Here is an 18,650-nt window from a genome sequence, read left to right on the forward strand (position 1 = left end):
ATGAAGTATGACTGACAAACGCCACGCACAGCTGGAGCGTACGACCAGCGAAACCGAGATTTCTGTAAAACTCACCATTGAAGGTGAAGGCCGCGCAGATATTGAAACAGGCATTGGCTTCTTTGACCATATGCTTACGGCGCTGGCTCGCCATAGCGGGATGGATTTAACCGTCCGCGCGAAAGGCGATTTGCATATTGATGACCATCATACGGTTGAAGACGTTGGCATCGTAATAGGCCAGGTGTTGCGTCAAGCCGTTGGTGATAAGCGTGGCATAGAACGTTTTGGTCATGCACTTGTCCCGCTGGACGAAGCACTGTGCGAAGCCGTCGTTGACATATCGGGGCGCCCTTACCTTGCGTGGAACGTGACGTTCACACGTGAAAAGATCGGCACGATGGACACCGAACTTTTTGAGGAATTCTTCAGAGCGTTCGCTATGTCAGCACATGTTGCACTCCACCTGACCACGAAGTCAGGAACGAACGCCCATCATATTGCTGAAAGTACGTTTAAGTCAGTTGCGCGGGCATTGAGGATGGCAGTTGCAAGAGACCCAAGAGCACTCAACAGCATTCCTTCAACAAAGGGGGTTTTGTGAGAACATACCGTGCTTTTTTTTCCCATGAGTCAGACCCTGTTTTAGTCAAATTGGGCTTCTCTAAACGGGTGCTTATTTTAGGGCCATTGGGTCTTTTAAGCCTTGGTGCGTGGATTTCTGGCCTTTTGCTTGCTGCCGTAGATATGGCTGCCCTAGTTTTTTGCCCTGCCGGGTACACCAGTATAGCCATAGGCTCTCTCAACATAGCATGCGCGGTCTTCACCCCAGAAATACGGTGCTGGGAACTCTCTTTGTCAGGTCATACCTCGCTGGAAGAGGACAATGTCATCGCAGCAAACCACGATCAGGCCTTACTTCGTGTGCTGGATAGACAAATCACGGTCAACACACCGCCGGAGTTACCATGCGTATTGTCGTAATTGATTATAATGGTGGTAACCTTGCATCTGCCGCCGAGGCTGCAAGAAAAGCCGCTGCGCGCTTTGACCTTCATGCAGAGGTTTCGATCTCTAGAGACACAACTGATATACTAAATGCTGACCGCCTGATTTTACCAGGCCAAGGCGCAATGGCGGATTGTGCCCGAGGACTTGGCACGGAGTTACGGTCGTTGTTGGAAACAGCGACTGAAAACGGTACGCCTTTTTTAGGCATTTGTGTCGGCATGCAGCTAATGTGTGATTACGGTGTGGAGTATGGCCGCACCGAAGGTCTGGGCTGGATATCAGGCTCCATCCAGAAAATCACCGAAGCACAAAAAGAAGGGCTGCGCTTACCGCATATGGGTTGGAATACCCTTGATTTTATTCCTGGGCAGCATTTGTTAACAAAAGGTCTGACACCCGGCGATCACGGTTATTTTGTACATTCTTACGCCCTGCATGATGGGTCTGAGAACGACTTGGTAGCAAGCAGCAACTACGGAGCGCGCATACCGGCCATCGTGGCGCGAGGTAATCGTTGCGGAACGCAATTCCACGTCGAAAAAAGTCAAGATGTTGGGCTTACAATCATGGGTAATTTCCTCAAATGGGAGATGTAAAAGTAAGCTGCGAACGCGTGACCTCTGCTCTTTCCGATGATGACTTGGAAATGCTGTGCGAAGCTGCATTAGCGGGTATCTTGGATGGTGGGGGGTTCGGTTGGATACGCCCTCCCAGCCGTGACGTTCTCAAGCGCTATTTTGAGGGCTTGCTTTTAGTCCCTGAACGTAACCTTTACGTTGTACGTGAAAACGGCATTATCTGCGGGGCGGGTCAACTAATCCGCCCTCCAGCAAGTTACGAAGCTCACGCTGCGACTGTTACTCTGACAGCTTTTTTTATTGCGCCCTATGCCCGTGGGCGGGGGCTTGGCTACCAATTACTCACCACTATGTTGAATGGTGCTAAGGCAATTGGTTGCAAAGTCGTTAACTGCGACGTACGCGAAACACATACTCAAGCTATACGGCTCTTCCGTTCCTTCGGTTTTGAAGAATGGGGGACACATCCTTATTATGCACGGATCGGAGGCCAAACTGTGCGCGGCATTTTTCTTTCCAAACTTCTTGCTGATGACCACGAAGCCAGTGAGTGGCGCTTCACTCCCGACACAGGCGCAACAAATCATCCAGCGCGCAGAGCTCTAACGCTTTATCCCGCTATTGACCTTAAGGACGGAGCCTGTGTGCGTTTGCGCAGGGGCGAAATGGATGACGCAACGCACTATTCAGACGACCCTGCGGCTCAGGCAAAAACATTCGCGGACGCAGGATGCCAGTATCTTCACGTGGTAGACTTGAATGGTGCGTTTGCCGGGCGGTCCGTAAACTACTCAGCGATTGAAGCCATCGTTCGGGCCACCGACCTTCCTGTGCAGCTAGGCGGCGGCATCCGAGACATGGAAGCCATTGAACGCTGGCTCTCCACTGGCGTGGAGCGTGTCATTTTAGGTTCAGTCGCTGTAAAAGACCCCGATCTGGTCAAACAGGCCGCGCGCGCATTTCCTGGCAGAATTGTCGCGGGCATCGACGCGCGACAGGGGAAAGTCGCAACTGAAGGCTGGGCAGAGGTATCAGAACTTGAAGCCAACGATCTTGCTTTGCGTATGGAAGATGCTGGCGTTTCAGCCGTAATATTCACAGAAATCAGCCGCGACGGAATGCTAGCAGGACTAGATCTTGAGCAGACCGCAGCAATGGCAAAGTCATTAAGCATTCCGGTTATAGCCAGTGGTGGCGTGGGCACGTTAGAGCATTTGCAAGCTCTTAGAGATGTTGCGCAAGAAGTCCCCGGGATTGCAGGAGCGATTGTAGGACGGGCTTTATACGATGGGCGCGTACAGCTGCGTGATGCCTTGGACGTCTTTAAAGCATGCTAAAGTTAAGAGTAATTCCTTGTTTGGACGTCAAGGACGGGCGCGTCGTAAAGGGAGTGAATTTTGTATCACTCCGCGATGCAGGTGACCCTGTTGAACAAGCCAAGCTTTACGACGCCGCAGGCGCAGATGAATTAACGTTTTTGGACATAACGGCCAGCGTTGAAAACCGCGATACGATACTCGATGTTGTGCGCAGAACGGCTGAAGCAATTTGCTTACCACTGACAGTAGGCGGAGGCGTCCGCAGTTGCGAGGATATGCGGCGCCTTTTACTCTCAGGTGCCGATAAGTGCGCCGTAAACTCCGCTGCAATCACGAACCCCAAACTTATTTCAGAGGCTGCCGAGCGTTTTGGCTCCCAATGCGTTGTCGTGGCTATTGATGCCCGTTCGAACGGGCGAGGTGGATGGGAAGTCTACGCCAAAGGTGGGCGTGAGCCCACTGGGCTCGATGCTGTAGAATGGGCCAAGAAAATGGCTGAAGCAGGAGCCGGAGAAATATTATTAACCAGTATGGACCGTGACGGCACAAAATCCGGTTTTGATCTAGACTTACTTCGGGCAGTATGTAGCGCCGTAAACGTCCCGGTTGTTGCATCTGGTGGAGTAGGGACGGTCGAACATTTTGTTGAAGGTGCACGAGCAGGTGCTAGCGCATTGCTTGCCGCAAGTGTCTTTCATTTTGGTCAACTTAGTATTGACGACGTAAAGCTGACAATGAAAAAAGCTGGTCTTCCAGTTCGCATAGGGAAATAGCATCGTGGCCAAAGCCCCCAAAAAAAACGAGACGGTGCCTGCGGACCACATCTTACACCGCTTATACGAGACGGTTTTGTCCCGCCGTGGTACCGACCCAAGCCTCAGTCACTCAGCGAGACTGATGGCGAGGGGCAGAAATAAAGTTGCGCAAAAATTTGGCGAAGAAGCCGTCGAATGTCTGATCGAGGCCGTTAATGGCAATCGAAAAGAATTGGTAAGCGAAAGCGCTGATGTGCTGTACCACTTGATTGTTATGTTGGTCGATTGTGGGGTAACGCTTGATGAGGTCTGGAGTGAATTGCTCCGTCGGGAAGGAACGAGCGGAATAGTTGAAAAAGCCTCACGCAGCCCAAAGAAATTGGACTCAAAATAAATATGCATTACGATAGTGAAAATATCTTTGCCCGTATCCTCCGCGGGGAAATTCCCTGCAATAAAGTTTACGAAGACGAATATGCGTTGGCCTTTTATGATATAGCCCCGCATGCACCTACGCATATTTTGGTTATCCCAAAAGGGCCCTATGTCTCTCTTTTCGATTTTGGCAAGTACGCCTCGTCAGAAGAGCTCAATGGTTTTTGGCGTGCTGTTTCAGTTATTTCTGAAGAGCGTAATTTGGTGCAAGACGGCTTTAGAGCTATCAGCAACTCCGGTGCCGACGCAGGGCAGGAAGTTCCTCACTTCCACGTTCACCTTCTAGCCGGCACCCCCCTAGGACCGATTTTATCAAAAAAGATGTAAAAGGGCTTGCACTAGGCGAGGTGAGGGCGTATTAACCCCTTCGCCCTAGTCCCGTTCGTCTAGAGGCCTAGGACACCGCCCTCTCACGGCGGCAACACGGGTTCGAATCCCGTACGGGACACCATTGATTCTGCTGGGTTTTCTAATTTATCCATAGGTCATGTAGTGGTCCAATAGGACCAAAATAGGGTCCTCTTATCTAGGTTAAAGCCACTTCTCCACACCACCATAATGCGAAAATGTTTCCCTATGGTGAGGGCCGAAGCTGAACAGTGTAATCAAAAATTGATAAAACTATTAGACTATCGCTCTGCACACACTCGGACTTGATTGCCCAGCCTGATATAGTCGCCGATGAACCGTATTGTCTGCGGTGCTGGATGGGCGTGGAGTTCTGCTGCCAGGGCTTGCTGATCCGCCTTGCTATAAGTTGGACTTATGACGGTTTTGTGCCGGTGAATTGAGTATCTTACTCTTTCATTTGGAGACAAGTCATTATGGCAGTGAAGCAGACAGAAGAATTCCGTCGTGAGCCGGTAAGGATTGCCCTGACTAGCGGTTTACCACGAGGGCGTGTTGCCTCGGATCTAGACGTTGGCCAATCGACGCTGTCACATTGGATTTCTCAGTATCGTCCGACCGATGACATATCCCTTGATGCGCAGACAGACCTTGCCTTTGAGAATGAGCGTTTGCGCCGTGAAAACCGTTTTTTACGGGAGGAGAGGGAAATCTTAAAAAAAGCCACACAGTTCTTTGCGAGCCGAGAGACGCGAGGTTTTCTTTCATTCGTAAGCATCGTGAGAGATGGTCCATCGACCGTCTCTGCAGGGTTTTAGATGTTTCCCCACGGGGATATCGCGCTTGGGTTTCTAGGCCTGTTTCTCAACGCCAACGCACGGATTTAAAGGTGTTAACGCATATCCGGGAATATTATACTTTGAGCCATCAAACTTATGGCCGCCCTCGGATGACCGCGGACCTCAAGGTTGCAGGCCTTGAGGTCGGTGAGCGCCGCGCCGGTTGGTTAATGAAAGCGAACGGGATCCGGCTTATACGCACGCGTCGCCACAAAGTAACGACGGATAGCCGCCATACGCTTAGTTTTGCTGATAAGCTTCAGGATTGTAACTTTCAGGCGGCAGCTCCCAACCAAAATTGGGCCGGCGATATCAGCGCCATTTGGACAAACGAAGGCTGGCTCTACCTCACCGTTGCTATCGACCTGTTCAGTAGGCGCGTCATCGGTGAACTGCCCCGGGCTTTCTGGAGACAGAAAGTTCGCAGAGGTAGAGTTGATTTATGAGTACGAGAACGAAGCGTTTTCCGTCTGAATTTCGTGAGCGTGCAGCGCGCATGGTTTTGGAAGAGAAAAAGAACTACGCCTCGCGGTATGCTGCGGTGTTTGATCGCCCCGAAGCTGGATATTCACCCAGATACGCTAACGAAATGGACGCGTGTTTACGAACAAGCGCAGGGCCCAGAAGGCGTAACTGTTTCCGAGCGGGAGCGGATCCGCCAGTTGGAGCGTGAGAACCGAGAGTTACGCCAGGCAAATGAGATTTTACGCAAGGCGTCAGCGTATTTTGCCTAGGCGGAACTCGGCCGTCACTTCAAACCATGACGCGCTTCATTGATGAGCAGCGTCAAACCTATGGTGTCGGGTCAATTTGCAAGGTCTTGCCGATTGCACCATCGGTTTATTACGCTCACCGTCGCCGCCAGAACGCGCCCTCTGCACGGGCTCAAAGGGATTAAACACTGTGCACGCATATTCGACAAATTTGGACCGAGAATTTCTGTGTGTATGGGGCTCGTAAAGTCTGGCATCAGCTCAAACGTGAGAAGGTCACGGTGGCACGTTGTACGGTCGAACGTTTGATGAAGCGCCTGGGCCTCAAAGGGGCTGTGCGCGGAAAACAGCTCAAAACCACGCGGTCTAACCCCGCACGGCCCTGCCCAGAGGATCTGGTACACCGCCAGTTTCGGGCTCCTGCCCCAAACCAATTATGGGTGCCTGACTTTACCTATGTCTCCACACGGCAAGGCTTTGTTTATGTCGCCTTTATCATTGATGTCTTTGCCCGTCGTGTGATCGTTGGCTGGCGCGTCTCGTCCAGTGCTGAAACTGCGTTTGTTCTTGATGCTTTGGAACAAGCATTAGCCACGCGAAATCCCGCGGGTTCAGTCACCCATCATTCCGATCGCGGCAGTCAATATGTCAGTCTACGTTACACACAACGCCTTGCTGAAGCAGGGCTTGTCACATTCGTAGGCAGTGTCGGAGATTCCTGTGACAACGCTCTCGCAGAGACAATCAACGGCCTCTACAAAACCGAGTTGATCTATCGGCAAGGGCCATGGAAAGGAAAACGTGACGTTGAACTTGCAACCCTCAAATGTGTCGACTGGTTCAATAATCGCCGTATTCTCTCATCCATCGGCAATATCACACCCGCAGAGGCCGAAGCACGCTTCTACAAACAGAATTTAACGCATGCTTTAGCCGCTTAAACCCGATAAAAACGTCTCCAGAAAACCCGGGGCAGTTCACATCTAACCGCCCCTCAGCAGGGGCTGTTGTTTTTCCCGTGATAATGTTTCCTTCGACCACATAATACCACATATTAGTTACTCGCTGAGTTGTTGGCTTGGTTGTTGTTCGGACCCTGGTTGTTGTTAAAGATTGAAGCCGTGGCATTGTTGAGCAACACATTCCCAACAACTTGTGTGTAACCTGTGCTGCTCCCACCCACGTAATAAACGCCATACAGTTGCGGATTAACTTTGTTTTGCGGGTTCCCAAGCGTGCCGATAATATTCCCTGTGATCGCCACCCCCGTTGTTCCATCAGCAATGTAAATACCCGCACATTGCGTGTCCCCCGCATTAACGGCGGCCCCGCAATTTAAACCAATGCTCATGCTTGAAATCGTTACATTGGTGGGCTTGCTTAGATAGAAACCGCCGCCGCCATTATAAGCAGCTCGGCCGTTAGTGAAGTGCACATCAGTCGAGTTTGGACCAATCTCGACCGCATACCCACCTTGAGAACCAATCCAGCAGGAGTCACAGTAAAAACCGTCCTCAGACTGCAAATCGATCCCAACATATTGTGGATGATCAATCTCAAGATCCGAAGCCCACATCCATTGAGGGTGGCTGCTGCTCGTATTGGCCGTATCTGTTACCCGCACGCCATGCACACCCCCCAAGAGAGCTGCATTGCGAATAATCATAGAGTAAGCGTAGCTGTTCTGCACAATCCACGACATGGGCCCCGAGGTAAACGCCCATGTCACACTGCCATCAAGAACGGTTGCATTCCATGTACTTGCGCCGCTACCCGGGATGCCCGTTGGCGGTGTGCCGCCCGATGTTCCGCCAGATATACACGTCCAAATTGTACCATCTGGTGATTGCACGGTTTGACTAGGCGTATAGGCCGTTGAAGCTTTCCAGCCTGGTCCTGCCGCATTGATATTACCGTATGAATATGACGGCACGTTCCCTGCAACAAAATTGCTCACCATCATGCGGTAAGAGTGGTTGTGAGCAGACCCTTCGAATTCAATGCCATAGTACCCAGCCATACTGGATAAAGTGACGTGATCTGTGACTTGATCCTCACCATTAGATTGGTAAACATGAATGCCATTATAACCAAATCGTAGATCAACACGCCGTACAAATGCACTATTCGTATTATATCCAAGAGTGACCATAAACGGTGAGTAAACGTTACTGCTTTGAAATACAGAAGCGTAAGAAGTATTACCACTAATGGTTAGATCTTCGACGCCGCATTTTGTACAATTGGAGAATATCAGAAAATCTTTGGCATTTTGGTTCAGCATTAAGATCGTATTGCGACCGTCACCCTTCAATACGGTCCCATCCGTATTTACTGTGAGTTGTCCGGTAAACGCGTACGTGCCGTTCGGAATACGAATAATACCGCCACCTGCTTGCTGCACAGTATTGATCGCGGCTTGGAACACACTCGTCCAGTCCGTCGTAGCGCTCGTTCCTGTCAAGATTTGGACGGTGTTAATGACGCCTCCAAGCAACGTAGAAACGAGTATGCCAGCCAGTGTGTTCGTGCCATCTAATTTTGCACCAGAGATCGTGCCGCCTGAAATGGTAGCAGAAGACACAGAGCCGCCTGCAACATTGGGGGCGTTGATCGTCGGTGTATTAAGTGCACCATTATTCACATCGGCTTTTTTAGAGAAAGCAATGCTCAAGCCTTGTGGCCCTGCAAGCGTTACAGGCCGCGACATGCTCGGAACCGCTTGCGCAAGTACCTGACCAGCCCAAAATAGAGATCCTATAAAAAAGACAAGCCGTTTCATAACTTCTGAATCTCCAAACCGGGCCAGTAAAACGCATTATTAAAGGGTGTGAGAATACTAGGCATACTTAACGTTGGTGTCTGACTGTTGGCTGCGCGAATGGTACTAAGCGATGCTTTTGCCAAGGCGGTAACAGTAGCTGAAGCTTCTTGCCCATACGAAGGCGCCAGCCGTGCCGCGAGTGACCACATGATTGCATCCCAATATTCCGGGGGTAAGTTCAGGGCATCATTTTGCTGTAAGTCTGCTTGCAATGGTTGTTTGAACACGACATGCAGTTCCCACAAACCTGCATGAGGAATGGGCCAAGGGTAAAGCTGGGCTTGCGGGAAGGTTGGATTGTAAAAAGCATAAAGCTAGAGTTTGCCGCTAGGCCTACAGCTTAGTACGGAAAATTCCCACCATCAAAAGGGCTGCGATTGCCAGGTTTCGTTGAAACTGTTTGAGCTGAGACCATAGTGATGAAGCAAGCCGCCGCAGTGTCAAAGTAGAGGGTAGAGAAAGAAACACGCTGTTTCCATTCTTTACTGGAAAATTAGAGCAACACGCTCCAAGGGTAGGGGACCGTACCCTGGAAGATGTTCATGATCCATCGAATAAAACCTCTAATCGTTCTGGCTATTAGTGTCGTGCCCATGCCAATTTTCGCTCAGAGCACAACCGTTTATGACGGCCAAACTTATACAGCCCTTGGCACTGCAACTTCATCATATAACGACACAACGAAAAGCGGACACAATGAAAGCGAAAAGTCGCACCATAGGTGCGGACCACCTCCGGGCATGCCCAATGGCAGACCACCACAGGGGATGAGTAATTTTGGCGATCAGCCACCGCCGCCCCCAATGGACAGTAGCGGCAAGCCTTTGCCTCCACCCGACGGGTGCCGCCCGCCGCCTTCTAAAAATTCGTCCAGCAAATTTGAAGCTTCTGCGCCTGACTCTAACTAAATATCATGAGGCAGTAACATCCGCAGTCGAGCCGCTTCAAGCATTAACGGGGCTTTCTAAAAAGGAACACCACCGCACCGCATCAGTGATGCTTTTACGGCTCGATCAAGACTGCACAATTTAGGAAAGCGAGACTGAAGAGCTTTCATGCTTCATATAATTCTAACGGCAAGTCATCAGGGTCTGCAAAGAACGTAAACTTTTTTCCTGTATAAGGGTCGACCCGTATAGGCTCACAAATAACCCCCTTACTTGTTAAGTAACCCACAAAGAGGGCCACATCTTTAACTGCAAAAGCAAGATGCCGCAGCCCTCTAGCTTCTGGCCTTGATACTCGTATGGGGGCATCAGAAAAGGAGAAAAGTTCTATCTGCGCTGCTCCGACTCGCAAATCACACTTCCAAGAATTTCGCTCGGGCCGAAAATTCTCAGAAATGATGGGAAAACCCAAAATTGCTGTATAAAAAAATTTGGACCGTTCATAATCTGACGCAATGATTGCGACATGATGAAAAGCTTCAATTTTTGTAAAATCGTTAGTCATTAAAAATCCAAATCCGGTCAATAGATATTTCTGTGTGTAAATAATAAGTAATTACTTACACACGATTAAACCTAAATGTTATTTTTTAAGCCAAGCACGTATTTGCGTTTGCGTAAGTTTCATAGCTTCAATACGTGCTTGAACGGAGTTTATAGCCTTCTCAGTTGCAAGCTTGGCACCGCTCGACGTCTGGACCGATGGATCGTTTTGCAGTGCTTCAAGAGTAGAGGGAGTCGTAGAATGTGCAGCAATAGAAGGTAGAAAGCCATCTTGTGCCCACGGGGCCAAATGCCCACGAATGGCACTCTCGTATTCTTTTACCAACTTCCAAACTAAGTCTGGGTTTTCACTAGCGCCTGCGACGATAGAAAGTGCGATTGCTACACGACCATTGGGAATAGCGCCGCTGTAAGCGAGTTGTACGTTTTTGCGGATGAGTTCTGGTGAGTGGGCAGAAGCAATTGCTGAAAAAAGTCTTAGCTTGAGCTCAGTGGACTCTGTGGAGCGGACTTTATTGGCCATGAAAGACCAGTCTGCTTCATTCGCTTGTTTCATTGCCAGCGCAGTCACCACCCCCACTAGGTTTGGAGCCAAAGCTGAAGGATCTACTTTCCATTTATTAAAGCGCTCGCGAGCTTCAGCGGAAATTTTTTCATCACCAAATTCGCCTAGCGCACCAATAACACTGGGGCGTAGCATTGTATCCAGCACGCTCTCGTTAGGTTTCGCATCCCAACCTAAGCGCTGCATAGAGGGCTGTAGCGCAGTAATAGCAAAGTCCCTGAACGCTTTTTGCTCAGGACTTCCATGCTCGTTGGTATCTATTGCTGAAAGGACATTAATAATCTCTTCTAGTACTGCAATATCATGCTCATTCCCTTGTGTGAGTTTTTGAGCAAGATCTAGATATGCTGCCAGAGGAGCCTTTCCTGCCCTAAAAAGAGCATATTGATCTCCAAGGATATTCGCACGATCGACAGCAGAGAAATTGGCAATTTCTGTGTTAATTCCTGACCAAGAACTATCATCATATTGCACGCGGTAATAACCGCTTTCGCCCAAATTAAGCTTAAAGGGCGAGTGACAGTGCGGGAGGTCAAATTGGACCGGCTCACTACCAAGAACAAATGTTTTATTTTCTAGGTTGGGTCCACCTGCGACCACAGGAATTGACCATGTCAACGGCGCTGCTTTGGGGTCGTGTATAGCAAAACGGCTTTGCGTGAGGGTGTAGTGCTGGACACCGTTCGCACACGTAGATGCTACCTTAATTAATGGAATACCGGGTTGCTCCGTAAAGCTACGGGCTACACCCGCCACATCCTGCCCAGACGCTTTAGACAATGCGTTCCATAAATCTTGGCTTGTGGCGTTGTTATAAGCATGAGCTTTCATATACATACGCATGCCGTCACGGAAGTGATCTTCTCCCAACCAGCCCTCCAGCATGCGTATAACCAACTCTCCTTTACCGTAACTAATACTGTCAAAGGCGGAGTTTGCTTCACTTACGTTATGGATGGTTTGTTGAATAGGATGCGTTGTTGAAAGTGCATCAACACTCATTGTTGCTTCGCGGGTCTCGTGCTGCCGGGGCCAGATATCCCAATCGGGATTCATTTTATCCGTAGCTTTGATTTCCATCCAAGATGCAAATCCTTCGTTCAACCAAATATTATTCCACCACCCCATGGTTACCAAATCACCAGACCACTGATGCGCCATTTCATGGGCAACAACTTCGTAAATCAACTCTTTTGTGCGTGGAGTACTGTTCTTAGGATCAAATAATAATACGTTATCAATATACGTCAAAGCCCCCCAGTTCTCCATAGCTCCTGCTTGATAATTTCCAGGAATGGCGAGCATGTCCATTTTAGGTAGGGGGTATTTCACACCAAAATAATTATTATAATAGGGTAGGATATTCTCAGCAGCATTCAATGCAAAACGGCCCTGCTCCTGGAGACCATTTGGCGCATACACGCCTATAGGGGTTTGGTCTGCGCTTCCATGGAGCGACCCCATGTCTCCAGCAACCAAAGCTAATAGGTAGGTAGACATTCTTGGGGTAACTGCAAAAGAGACCCGTTTTTCAGTTCCGCTAACGGACTGAGTGTTTTTTATGGGCATGTTGCTTACGGCAACATCATTTGCAGGCAAAGTCACGTTGAGTTGGTAAGTGGCTTTGAAAACTGGCTCGTCCCAACCCGGGAACATACGACGAGCATCAGCTACTTCAAACTGGCTAACCAGCATGCGGCGCTTCTCACCGGAGGGTGTATGGTAGTCGTTAATGTATAATCCGTTTGGTGTTTCTAAAATCGGTCCCGAATACTGAATATCCACCACATGCTTGCCAGGAGGCAGTGGTTTCTTTAATCGCAAGGTGACTGTCTCAGCCTTGTTATCATGAAATATTTCCGCACCACGTGAGCCGTCAAAAACAGCGCGTGATAACACTAACCCTGCTTGGTTCAGAACAATTTCTGCAGTCGGCGTTAAGACTTCAAAAGAAATCTGCTCTTTGCCCTTTAGGGTCAATTTTTCCAGATCTGTTTTCAGGTCGATAACATAAGACGAGGGGACGGCCGTTTTAGGAAGTTCACCGGGTGTCTGGCCAAGAGAAAAAGTACTTTCAGCCAGAGCGGTGTGAGAAAACGGAAGACCTGCGAGCAGGGTCGTTAAAACCAGAAAACGGCGCATAACAGAACATTGTCCTACGGCTAAAATGAGAACGAAACCAAAGTTTCAATTCATTACATGGGCAATCGTGGCACAACGTTCTGCGTGATAAAAGCCTTACTTTCACAAAAAAAAGAACTGGCGAATTGAACATTAATCGTGTTTTTTTAATCGAACTAAATACGCCAGAATAATAATAGCAAGTACTAAAAGGCCGCTAAGAAAAGGTTTGATGTACGGTGAAACACGGCCGATGAGTGGCTTGCTACCACCATTACGAATTTCCTTAACCTGTTCTTCGGTTATTTTTGCCTCAGCATTCCCAAATTTGACCAAAACAAAATTTGCTACAGCCGCAATATCCGCATCGGATAATTCCTCAGCATAAGATTGTTTCCCAAAACCCGGCATAAAATAATGCTTTTGCCCTATGGTGCGATCCACGCCGTAAATAATAGCTGAAACCAAGTTGCTAGGATCAATCGAGCCAGTTGCTGTATTATGAAACAGTTGGGGATAATATCCGTCTTTGCTACCTATTCCGGCTGGCTGGTGACAGGAAGCGCACGCGCCATCATAGACCAAAGCTCCTTTCTCCAAATTTACATTTTCTGCACCTCGCAAAGTGCTTTCAACACTGTATGCCTGCCCATAAGCCTCCCGCGCATGAGTCTGGCTTTTGTTCACACTGCCTGAGTTTTCAATAGCGGGTATTTTTTGAATATATGCGACTAAAGCCCCTATGTCTTCGTCGGTCAGGTACTGAAAACTATGTTCGACAGCTTCAGCCATAGGACCCGCGGCTTGCGCTTTTCCCGGCACATCACCCGTCTTTAAATACTGCGCCACATCGTCTGAGCTCCATCCTCCTATACCAGCTCTTTTAGAGGACGTAATATTTGGAGCATACCAAGATGCAAGGGGTGAACCACCCATCGATAAATTTTCATTTTCTGCCATGAGCGCATTGCGTGGCGTATGGCAGGTGTCGCAATGCCCAAGAGCTAATGCAAGATATGCACCGCGATTATCTTTATCAGATAACGCAGGGTCAGGCTTAAAAGGTTTTGCATTTAAAAAGAGGAGGTTCCAACCTGCCATCGAAAGGCGAATATTAAAAGGGAAGGGTAATGCTGTAACCGGCGATGGCGCATCAACAGCCGGAACATCCTTCATAAAGTATGAGTATAAATCCGCAATGTCTTGGTCTGTGAGACGCGCATAAGACGTATAAGGCATGGCTGGATAGAGATGAGCACCATCCGCTCTAAGACCTCGCCTCAAGACATCCTTGAATTGATTTAAGCTATAATTTCCAATACCGAATTTTTTAGATGGTGTAATGTTGGTCGAGTAAATACTGCCGATAGGAGACGCAATACCGTACCCACCTGCATAGGATTTTCCCCCATTAGGTGCCGTATGGCACGCAGCACAGTCTGCTGCTACCGCAAGATATTTTCCCCGTTGGACCGACGATTTTTCATCTGCAAGAGCATGTGATGGCGCCATTACAAAAACTGTCGCCAGCAAAGAAGCTGAAAAAATATACCTGAACATTCTTCAGATCTCGCCGTTCTGAAATGCTTTTTGAATTGAATCTGCCGCCCGAAGTCCGAGGGCAACCATACTCAAAGTTGTGTTAACTACACTCGCAGAGCACATAGCCGCACCACCGGGGAGCCATAAATTAAAGTGGTCATGCGTTCTACACCAACCATCAACGACAGAATCTTTATTATTCTCGCCCATGATGCAGCCACCCATAATATGGTTATTGGCATTAAAATCAGTGGTAACTTTTACCTCGGTTCCACCTAATAGCGCAGCAATTTGCGCTACTTGGTCTTTTACGGCCTGCACGCCCTCTCGTACATAATCACCAACATCGTAGTGAATATCAGGGCATGCCAACCCCAGAGGGTCTTTTCGGGTCGCACTTAAAGTCAGGCGATTATTGGGGTCAGGAAGCGGCTCAAGGCTGATAGATAGATCAACCCCACGCGCTGCACGCCGCCTGATTTCATCATCCAGTTCCTGCCCGACCAAGCCTAGCGCAAGGGCCTGTTCTGTAGCGGGGCCTACGCGGCTAATATTATTTAAAATCATCTTATTTGCTGAGTATTTTGAGCGGAAATCGCCGCTTCGTGCTCCCACAATACAACTGGATTGTGCTGGGCCGCGACCGAACCAAAGTGGCTCATTCGCTAAAAAGGTCGCGTGAACACCCGAATGATCCATCATGTTACGACCAACTTGGTCAGATGAATTAGCAAGACCGTTTGGATTACGTTCATTCGCAGCCAAAAGCATCAAACGCGGCGTCTCTATGCCGTTACAAGCCGCCACAAAAGCCCGCGCTTCTATTTTGTGAGACTTGCGTTCAGCATCGTACCAATAGGCTGCCGTAATACGATTACGTTCATCCGTATCAAATTTATAAACAACAGCTTGATCAAGCGTAACAGCACCCGCGACTTCCGCTTTTTCAACATGCTGTATTCCACTGTACATTGCGCCTATAGGGCAAATAGGCTGACAATTGTTATTGCCACAACAAGCTGGCCGCTCCTCATACGGGGCAATGCTGCGACCTTGCGGAATAGGTACCAGGTTGAAACCATGCGGGTTCACAATTTCAGCCACGCGTTTATCCGCATAGCCAAAAGGTATCATATCGCGCGGATAAGGCCGGGAACGCTCCGATGGAGATTGCAAAGCCACGTCGTGAGGGCCCGAGACCCCCATTTCTTCTTCAGCCCTGCAATAATAAGGTTCTATATCTTCGTATGAAATTGGCCAATCACGACCAACCCCATAAGTCGAGTGCATGCGAAAATCGACGGGGAGGTGGCGCCAACACGAGGCAGCCCAATGCCAAGTCGTACCCCCAACAGTGCGTAAATAGCCTTGCTGGTAAGCCGAACCATTAGGCCCATTTAAACCAACGTAGTTATTGGGGGGGAAATATAACGGTGCCGGCGCCAAATCAGATTGAGGATATAATCCCTGAAAATCATTATGAACGCGATTATAAAATGGCATATTACGCCAACGCTCAACGAATTCTGAGCGCTTAAAACGCCGTCCTGCCTCCAAAATAACGACTGAATGCCCTGCGGATGCTAATTGATGGGCAATCATTGCCCCAACGGCGCCTGAGCCTATAACCACAACATCAGCAGTTACATTGCCATTTTGCTTGAAAACTGGGGAGTGGACCATTTTCAATGCCCCTTGCTCTTAGTGTGATCTGGGAGGTGAGGGTGCAAAGGCGCAGCGGGAGCCGGCTTAGTCTCAACGGCGACGGGAGGGGGGGCAGGAGGGGTTATTGGTTTTGGTGCGAATAATGCAATCCCCAATTCCGGCGGATCTTGTGTCCACCAACCCGGCTCAGCAAAACAATAAGTTGGGACTGGCAGGGCGTCTTTTGTGGCGCGATACATTAGCGCATCGAAATACGAGACCATAGGCGCATTCATGTGACCGCTTGCCGTACCTGTGTACCAAGCAGCAACCAGATCGTGCACATATTCTTGATGCTGATTGTCTTCAGAACGCTTTAAAACATCGTCAGGGCTCCCTCCGGGCGAAGTATAGCCCTCGAGCAAATGCACAACGTTCTCGTATTTTGGAAAGACTACCAGCAAAGCCCCAAGCATCCTATTGCTTGTAACAGGGTCCAAATTTTCCTTTCCGAGCACCACTTTAGAAATGGCATAAAATTTCTCTTTTAATGGCTCTGCAGCCGCAACAGTACTTGTCCGCCCAGCTATGCTGGCCGCCATAACGGTAGACAAAACCTGCATTAAGCGCCGTCTTGATAGACCGCCAGTACTGGAAAAAATACGAGAACTATCAGGTAACATGTTAGGCACGTCGACCGAATCAGAACACATGAAAAAGAAATACCCTAACCAACAGGTTCGTTTAGCGCATAAGATAGGAAGATTTTTTTAATGCCAATAAAAACAAATATATATTCTATCTAGTCAATATTACGTGATCACTTCAAATGATTATGAGAATCATTTTTAATAAAGAAAGGTATATTATTTCATATGAGGCCTAGGGCCTATTAATTAGATATATAAATTCTGATTCAGGCTCTGTGAGAAGACTGAAGATGAGCTATCTGTTTTGGCTGACGGAAGAGCACACGGAGCATCTGCATGCCGTTCTTTCTCACAAGAACTACTTCAATCCATGATTGAAATAATAAAAAAACTTTTCAGGAGTTTTCTAATAAACTGGCGGAGAGAGTGGGATTCGAATCGGTTCCGATTCGTTTTTTCTCCAAGTCACAAACTTGAAAAACGGCTGAAAACTGGGGTTTTCATAAAACCCTTCAAGTGGGTATGGAGCGGAATTGTGGAGAAAGGTTATGGGGAAATCAAGAGGTCTTTTTTTGATGGTACGGATTTTATCAAATTTCTAGAAATGATGACCTCAAGGCGCCACAACCTCAGGACGCTGTAATCCTTTGAATGGTCCTCAGTCCGACCCCATACTCCTTGGCCAAAGCAGTCCCGGTCTCTTCTCCGTAGCGTCTGCGGATAGCTTCTTGAGCTTGTCTGCTGAGCTTGATGCCACTCTCCATGGCTCTCTTCCTGCCAGATTGGGTGCGGTCAATAATGAGCGCGCGTTCGAACTCGGCAAAGGAGGCGAGAAGGTTCATCGTCAGGCTTCCCATCATGTCATCCCTGATGGTGCCAACCCCTTGGACGGTTATGGCGATGCCCTGCTGTCTGATATTCTGGAGGACCGTCAGGATGTCGAGGGTGGACCTTCCGAGCCTGTCGAGCTTCATGACGACCAGCTCGTCATTTGCCTGGAGCTTCTTCAGCAATTTCGCGAATTGTGGTCTGTCATCAGATTTCACGGCGCCGGAAATCTTCTCCTTGAAGATGTTGATCCTTGGGACTCCCAAGGCCATCAAGGCGTCTTCCTGTTCCTGTAAATCCTGTCCTAAAGTCGATACTCTGCAATAGCCATATTTCATACAATTCCCCTTATATTTTTGGCGGGGATTTATGGCGGTTCGTTTTCGGCTGTTTTCTGCGGTTTTATAATACCGCCATATTTCCCAATCTGTGGCGGTATTATAGCATCTTACTTATCTTTATCGAATTCGTCAGAATCTGGAAGTATGGTTTGGTAAACTCTTTCTGATAAAAAATATAAGCCTATACTTGTGCAACATATTACATTGCTTCCTAAAAAAGATATGATGAACAGAAATAAAACCTTCAAAAACTCATGTGCGTATGAAATATATGAATTATGATTTCCATAAGCAGGCAGTGATAAATTTGGTGACAGTAAAGACCCGGATATACAAATAAAAAATCCCATAAAAGATATTATCGTCAGATACCCGAATAAATAACTCAAAAACATTCTTAGTGTAATATTTATATTTTCTGTATCACCGTAAACGGTTATTTTTGCGATAACTCCAGGCATCTTCTTATCAAGGTCTCCTCCGTTGAACGCTACTACAGCTGCCAACGCAGCTATGAAGAAACCAGGTAAAGCGACGAAAAAAGTCGCCATATAATCAGAGACGGACTTGTCTCCAATTAGCGCGAACCCTTTCGGCAAGACAAGCTCCAAGAAGCATATGAATGTCGATATGAATATTGGTACTAGCCATCTATAAAAATTCAAAGTCGGCCCTTGGATCGTTAC

At 48.4% G+C, this 18,650-nt stretch carries 19 protein-coding genes, 1 tRNA gene, 2 pseudogenes and 1 other annotated feature; of the genes and pseudogenes, 12 read left to right on the forward strand and 10 right to left on the reverse strand.

The genetic code is table 11. The features are described 5' to 3' along the window. Positions 1-7: 7 nt before the first annotated feature. From hisB to D5366_RS10245, 11 genes and pseudogenes are all read left to right on the forward strand, one after another. Positions 8-604 (forward strand): imidazoleglycerol-phosphate dehydratase HisB, encoded by a 597-nt coding sequence (gene hisB / locus D5366_RS10195; protein ID WP_141493531.1) that lies wholly within the window; start codon positions 8-10, stop codon positions 602-604. After that, complete coding sequence (locus D5366_RS10200; protein WP_141493533.1) at positions 601-984, forward strand: hypothetical protein; 384 nt, start codon at positions 601-603, stop codon at positions 982-984. The genes hisB and D5366_RS10200 overlap by 4 nt, the downstream gene beginning before the upstream one ends. After that, positions 969-1,607, forward strand: coding sequence for an imidazole glycerol phosphate synthase subunit HisH (hisH, locus tag D5366_RS10205; RefSeq protein ID WP_141493535.1), 639 nt, complete (start codon positions 969-971; stop codon positions 1,605-1,607). Before D5366_RS10200 ends, hisH begins: the two co-directional genes overlap by 16 nt. After that, positions 1,595-2,926, forward strand: a complete 1,332-nt coding sequence (hisA, locus tag D5366_RS10210) for a 1-(5-phosphoribosyl)-5-[(5-phosphoribosylamino)methylideneamino]imidazole-4-carboxamide isomerase (RefSeq protein ID WP_141493537.1) — start codon at positions 1,595-1,597, stop codon at positions 2,924-2,926. Before hisH ends, hisA begins: the two co-directional genes overlap by 13 nt. Beyond that, complete coding sequence (gene hisF / locus D5366_RS10215) at positions 2,920-3,681, forward strand: imidazole glycerol phosphate synthase subunit HisF (RefSeq protein WP_141493539.1); 762 nt, start codon at positions 2,920-2,922, stop codon at positions 3,679-3,681. The genes hisA and hisF overlap by 7 nt, the downstream gene beginning before the upstream one ends. 4 nt (positions 3,682-3,685) lie before the next feature. Then, on the forward strand, positions 3,686-4,057 hold the full coding sequence (locus tag D5366_RS10220) for a phosphoribosyl-ATP diphosphatase (protein ID WP_141493541.1): 372 nt from the start codon (positions 3,686-3,688) through the stop codon (positions 4,055-4,057). 2 nt (positions 4,058-4,059) lie between these two features. After that, positions 4,060-4,425 (forward strand): histidine triad nucleotide-binding protein, encoded by a 366-nt coding sequence (locus tag D5366_RS10225; protein WP_141493543.1) that lies wholly within the window; start codon positions 4,060-4,062, stop codon positions 4,423-4,425. Positions 4,426-4,473: 48 nt separating this feature from the next. Continuing rightward, positions 4,474-4,549: transfer RNA gene (locus D5366_RS10230), tRNA-Glu, on the forward strand. Positions 4,550-4,922: 373 nt separating this feature from the next. Continuing rightward, positions 4,923-5,264, forward strand: a complete 342-nt coding sequence (locus D5366_RS10235; protein WP_141493545.1) for a transposase — start codon at positions 4,923-4,925, stop codon at positions 5,262-5,264. 101 nt (positions 5,265-5,365) lie between these two features. Next, positions 5,366-5,731 (forward strand): IS3 family transposase, encoded by a 366-nt coding sequence (locus D5366_RS10240; protein ID WP_170211085.1) that lies wholly within the window; start codon positions 5,366-5,368, stop codon positions 5,729-5,731. After that, positions 5,728-6,939, forward strand: a pseudogene (locus D5366_RS10245) (IS3 family transposase). Before D5366_RS10240 ends, D5366_RS10245 begins: the two are co-directional and overlap by 4 nt. Next, positions 6,004-6,120: a sequence feature (AL1L pseudoknot), on the forward strand. Its footprint overlaps the pseudogene before it by 117 nt. Positions 6,940-7,052: 113 nt before the next feature. Here the strand turns inward: D5366_RS10245 and D5366_RS10250 are convergent. Together D5366_RS10250 and D5366_RS10255 are read right to left on the reverse strand one after the other, a co-directional pair. Then, entirely contained in the window at positions 7,053-8,708 is a 1,656-nt protein-coding gene (locus tag D5366_RS10250; RefSeq protein WP_141493548.1) for a right-handed parallel beta-helix repeat-containing protein, read from the reverse strand. 68 nt (positions 8,709-8,776) lie between these two features. Further along, entirely contained in the window at positions 8,777-9,049 is a 273-nt protein-coding gene (locus D5366_RS10255) for a packaged DNA stabilization gp4 family protein (RefSeq protein ID WP_141493550.1), read from the reverse strand. 550 nt (positions 9,050-9,599) lie between these two features. Here D5366_RS10255 and D5366_RS10260 point away from each other — a divergent pair. Beyond that, positions 9,600-9,854 carry a hypothetical protein gene (locus tag D5366_RS10260; protein WP_141493552.1) on the forward strand — a complete coding sequence of 85 codons (255 nt, stop codon included), beginning with the start codon at positions 9,600-9,602 and terminating at the stop codon, positions 9,852-9,854. A gap of 21 nt (positions 9,855-9,875) precedes the next feature. Here the strand turns inward: D5366_RS10260 and gloA2 are convergent, their stop codons facing one another. From gloA2 to D5366_RS10295, 8 genes and pseudogenes are all read right to left on the reverse strand, one after another. Beyond that, positions 9,876-10,274, reverse strand: coding sequence for an SMU1112c/YaeR family gloxylase I-like metalloprotein (gloA2, locus tag D5366_RS10265; RefSeq protein ID WP_141493553.1), 399 nt, complete (start codon positions 10,272-10,274; stop codon positions 9,876-9,878). A 78-nt stretch (positions 10,275-10,352) separates the two neighbouring features. Beyond that, a complete protein-coding gene (locus D5366_RS10270; protein WP_141493554.1) occupies positions 10,353-12,980 on the reverse strand; it encodes a M1 family metallopeptidase in 2,628 nt (875 codons plus the stop codon). Between the two features lie 132 nt (positions 12,981-13,112). After that, positions 13,113-14,135, reverse strand: coding sequence for a cytochrome c (locus D5366_RS10275; RefSeq protein ID WP_240775416.1), 1,023 nt, complete (start codon positions 14,133-14,135; stop codon positions 13,113-13,115). A gap of 60 nt (positions 14,136-14,195) precedes the next feature. After that, positions 14,196-14,519, reverse strand: a pseudogene (locus tag D5366_RS12065) (cytochrome c); the annotation flags it as partial. Between the two features lie 3 nt (positions 14,520-14,522). Beyond that, entirely contained in the window at positions 14,523-16,184 is a 1,662-nt protein-coding gene (locus tag D5366_RS10280) for a GMC family oxidoreductase (protein WP_141493556.1), read from the reverse strand. A 2-nt stretch (positions 16,185-16,186) separates the two neighbouring features. Then, positions 16,187-16,858 (reverse strand): sugar dehydrogenase complex small subunit, encoded by a 672-nt coding sequence (locus D5366_RS10285; RefSeq protein ID WP_141493557.1) that lies wholly within the window; start codon positions 16,856-16,858, stop codon positions 16,187-16,189. A 566-nt stretch (positions 16,859-17,424) separates the two neighbouring features. Next, complete coding sequence (locus tag D5366_RS10290) at positions 17,425-17,961, reverse strand: recombinase family protein (RefSeq protein ID WP_141493558.1); 537 nt, start codon at positions 17,959-17,961, stop codon at positions 17,425-17,427. Positions 17,962-18,071: 110 nt separating this feature from the next. Beyond that, a complete protein-coding gene (locus tag D5366_RS10295) occupies positions 18,072-18,563 on the reverse strand; it encodes a hypothetical protein (RefSeq protein WP_141493559.1) in 492 nt (163 codons plus the stop codon). Positions 18,564-18,650 lie beyond the last annotated feature (87 nt).

The organism is Neokomagataea tanensis (assembly GCF_006542335.1).
GTDB classification, from domain to species: domain Bacteria; phylum Pseudomonadota; class Alphaproteobacteria; order Acetobacterales; family Acetobacteraceae; genus Gluconobacter; species Gluconobacter tanensis.

Excerpts from the sequence above, each read along its gene's own strand:
- hisB (WP_141493531.1), top strand. The coding sequence starts at position 8 with ATGACTGACAAACGCCACGCACAGCTGGAGCGTACGACCAGCGAAACC.
- hisH (WP_141493535.1), top strand. The coding sequence starts at position 969 with ATGCGTATTGTCGTAATTGATTATAATGGTGGTAACCTTGCATCTGCC.
- hisA (WP_141493537.1), top strand. The coding sequence starts at position 1,595 with ATGGGAGATGTAAAAGTAAGCTGCGAACGCGTGACCTCTGCTCTTTCC.
- hisF (WP_141493539.1), top strand. The coding sequence starts at position 2,920 with ATGCTAAAGTTAAGAGTAATTCCTTGTTTGGACGTCAAGGACGGGCGC.
- D5366_RS10225 (WP_141493543.1), top strand. The coding sequence starts at position 4,060 with ATGCATTACGATAGTGAAAATATCTTTGCCCGTATCCTCCGCGGGGAA.
- D5366_RS10235 (WP_141493545.1), top strand. The coding sequence starts at position 4,923 with ATGGCAGTGAAGCAGACAGAAGAATTCCGTCGTGAGCCGGTAAGGATT.
- D5366_RS10250 (WP_141493548.1), bottom strand. The coding sequence starts at position 8,708 with ATGTCGCGGCCTGTAACGCTTGCAGGGCCACAAGGCTTGAGCATTGCT.
- gloA2 (WP_141493553.1), bottom strand. The coding sequence starts at position 10,274 with ATGACTAACGATTTTACAAAAATTGAAGCTTTTCATCATGTCGCAATC.
- D5366_RS10270 (WP_141493554.1), bottom strand. The coding sequence starts at position 12,980 with ATGCGCCGTTTTCTGGTTTTAACGACCCTGCTCGCAGGTCTTCCGTTT.
- D5366_RS10275 (WP_240775416.1), bottom strand. The coding sequence starts at position 14,135 with ATGAAGGATGTTCCGGCTGTTGATGCGCCATCGCCGGTTACAGCATTA.
- D5366_RS10280 (WP_141493556.1), bottom strand. The coding sequence starts at position 16,184 with ATGGTCCACTCCCCAGTTTTCAAGCAAAATGGCAATGTAACTGCTGAT.
- D5366_RS10285 (WP_141493557.1), bottom strand. The coding sequence starts at position 16,858 with ATGTGTTCTGATTCGGTCGACGTGCCTAACATGTTACCTGATAGTTCT.
- D5366_RS10290 (WP_141493558.1), bottom strand. The coding sequence starts at position 17,961 with ATGAAATATGGCTATTGCAGAGTATCGACTTTAGGACAGGATTTACAG.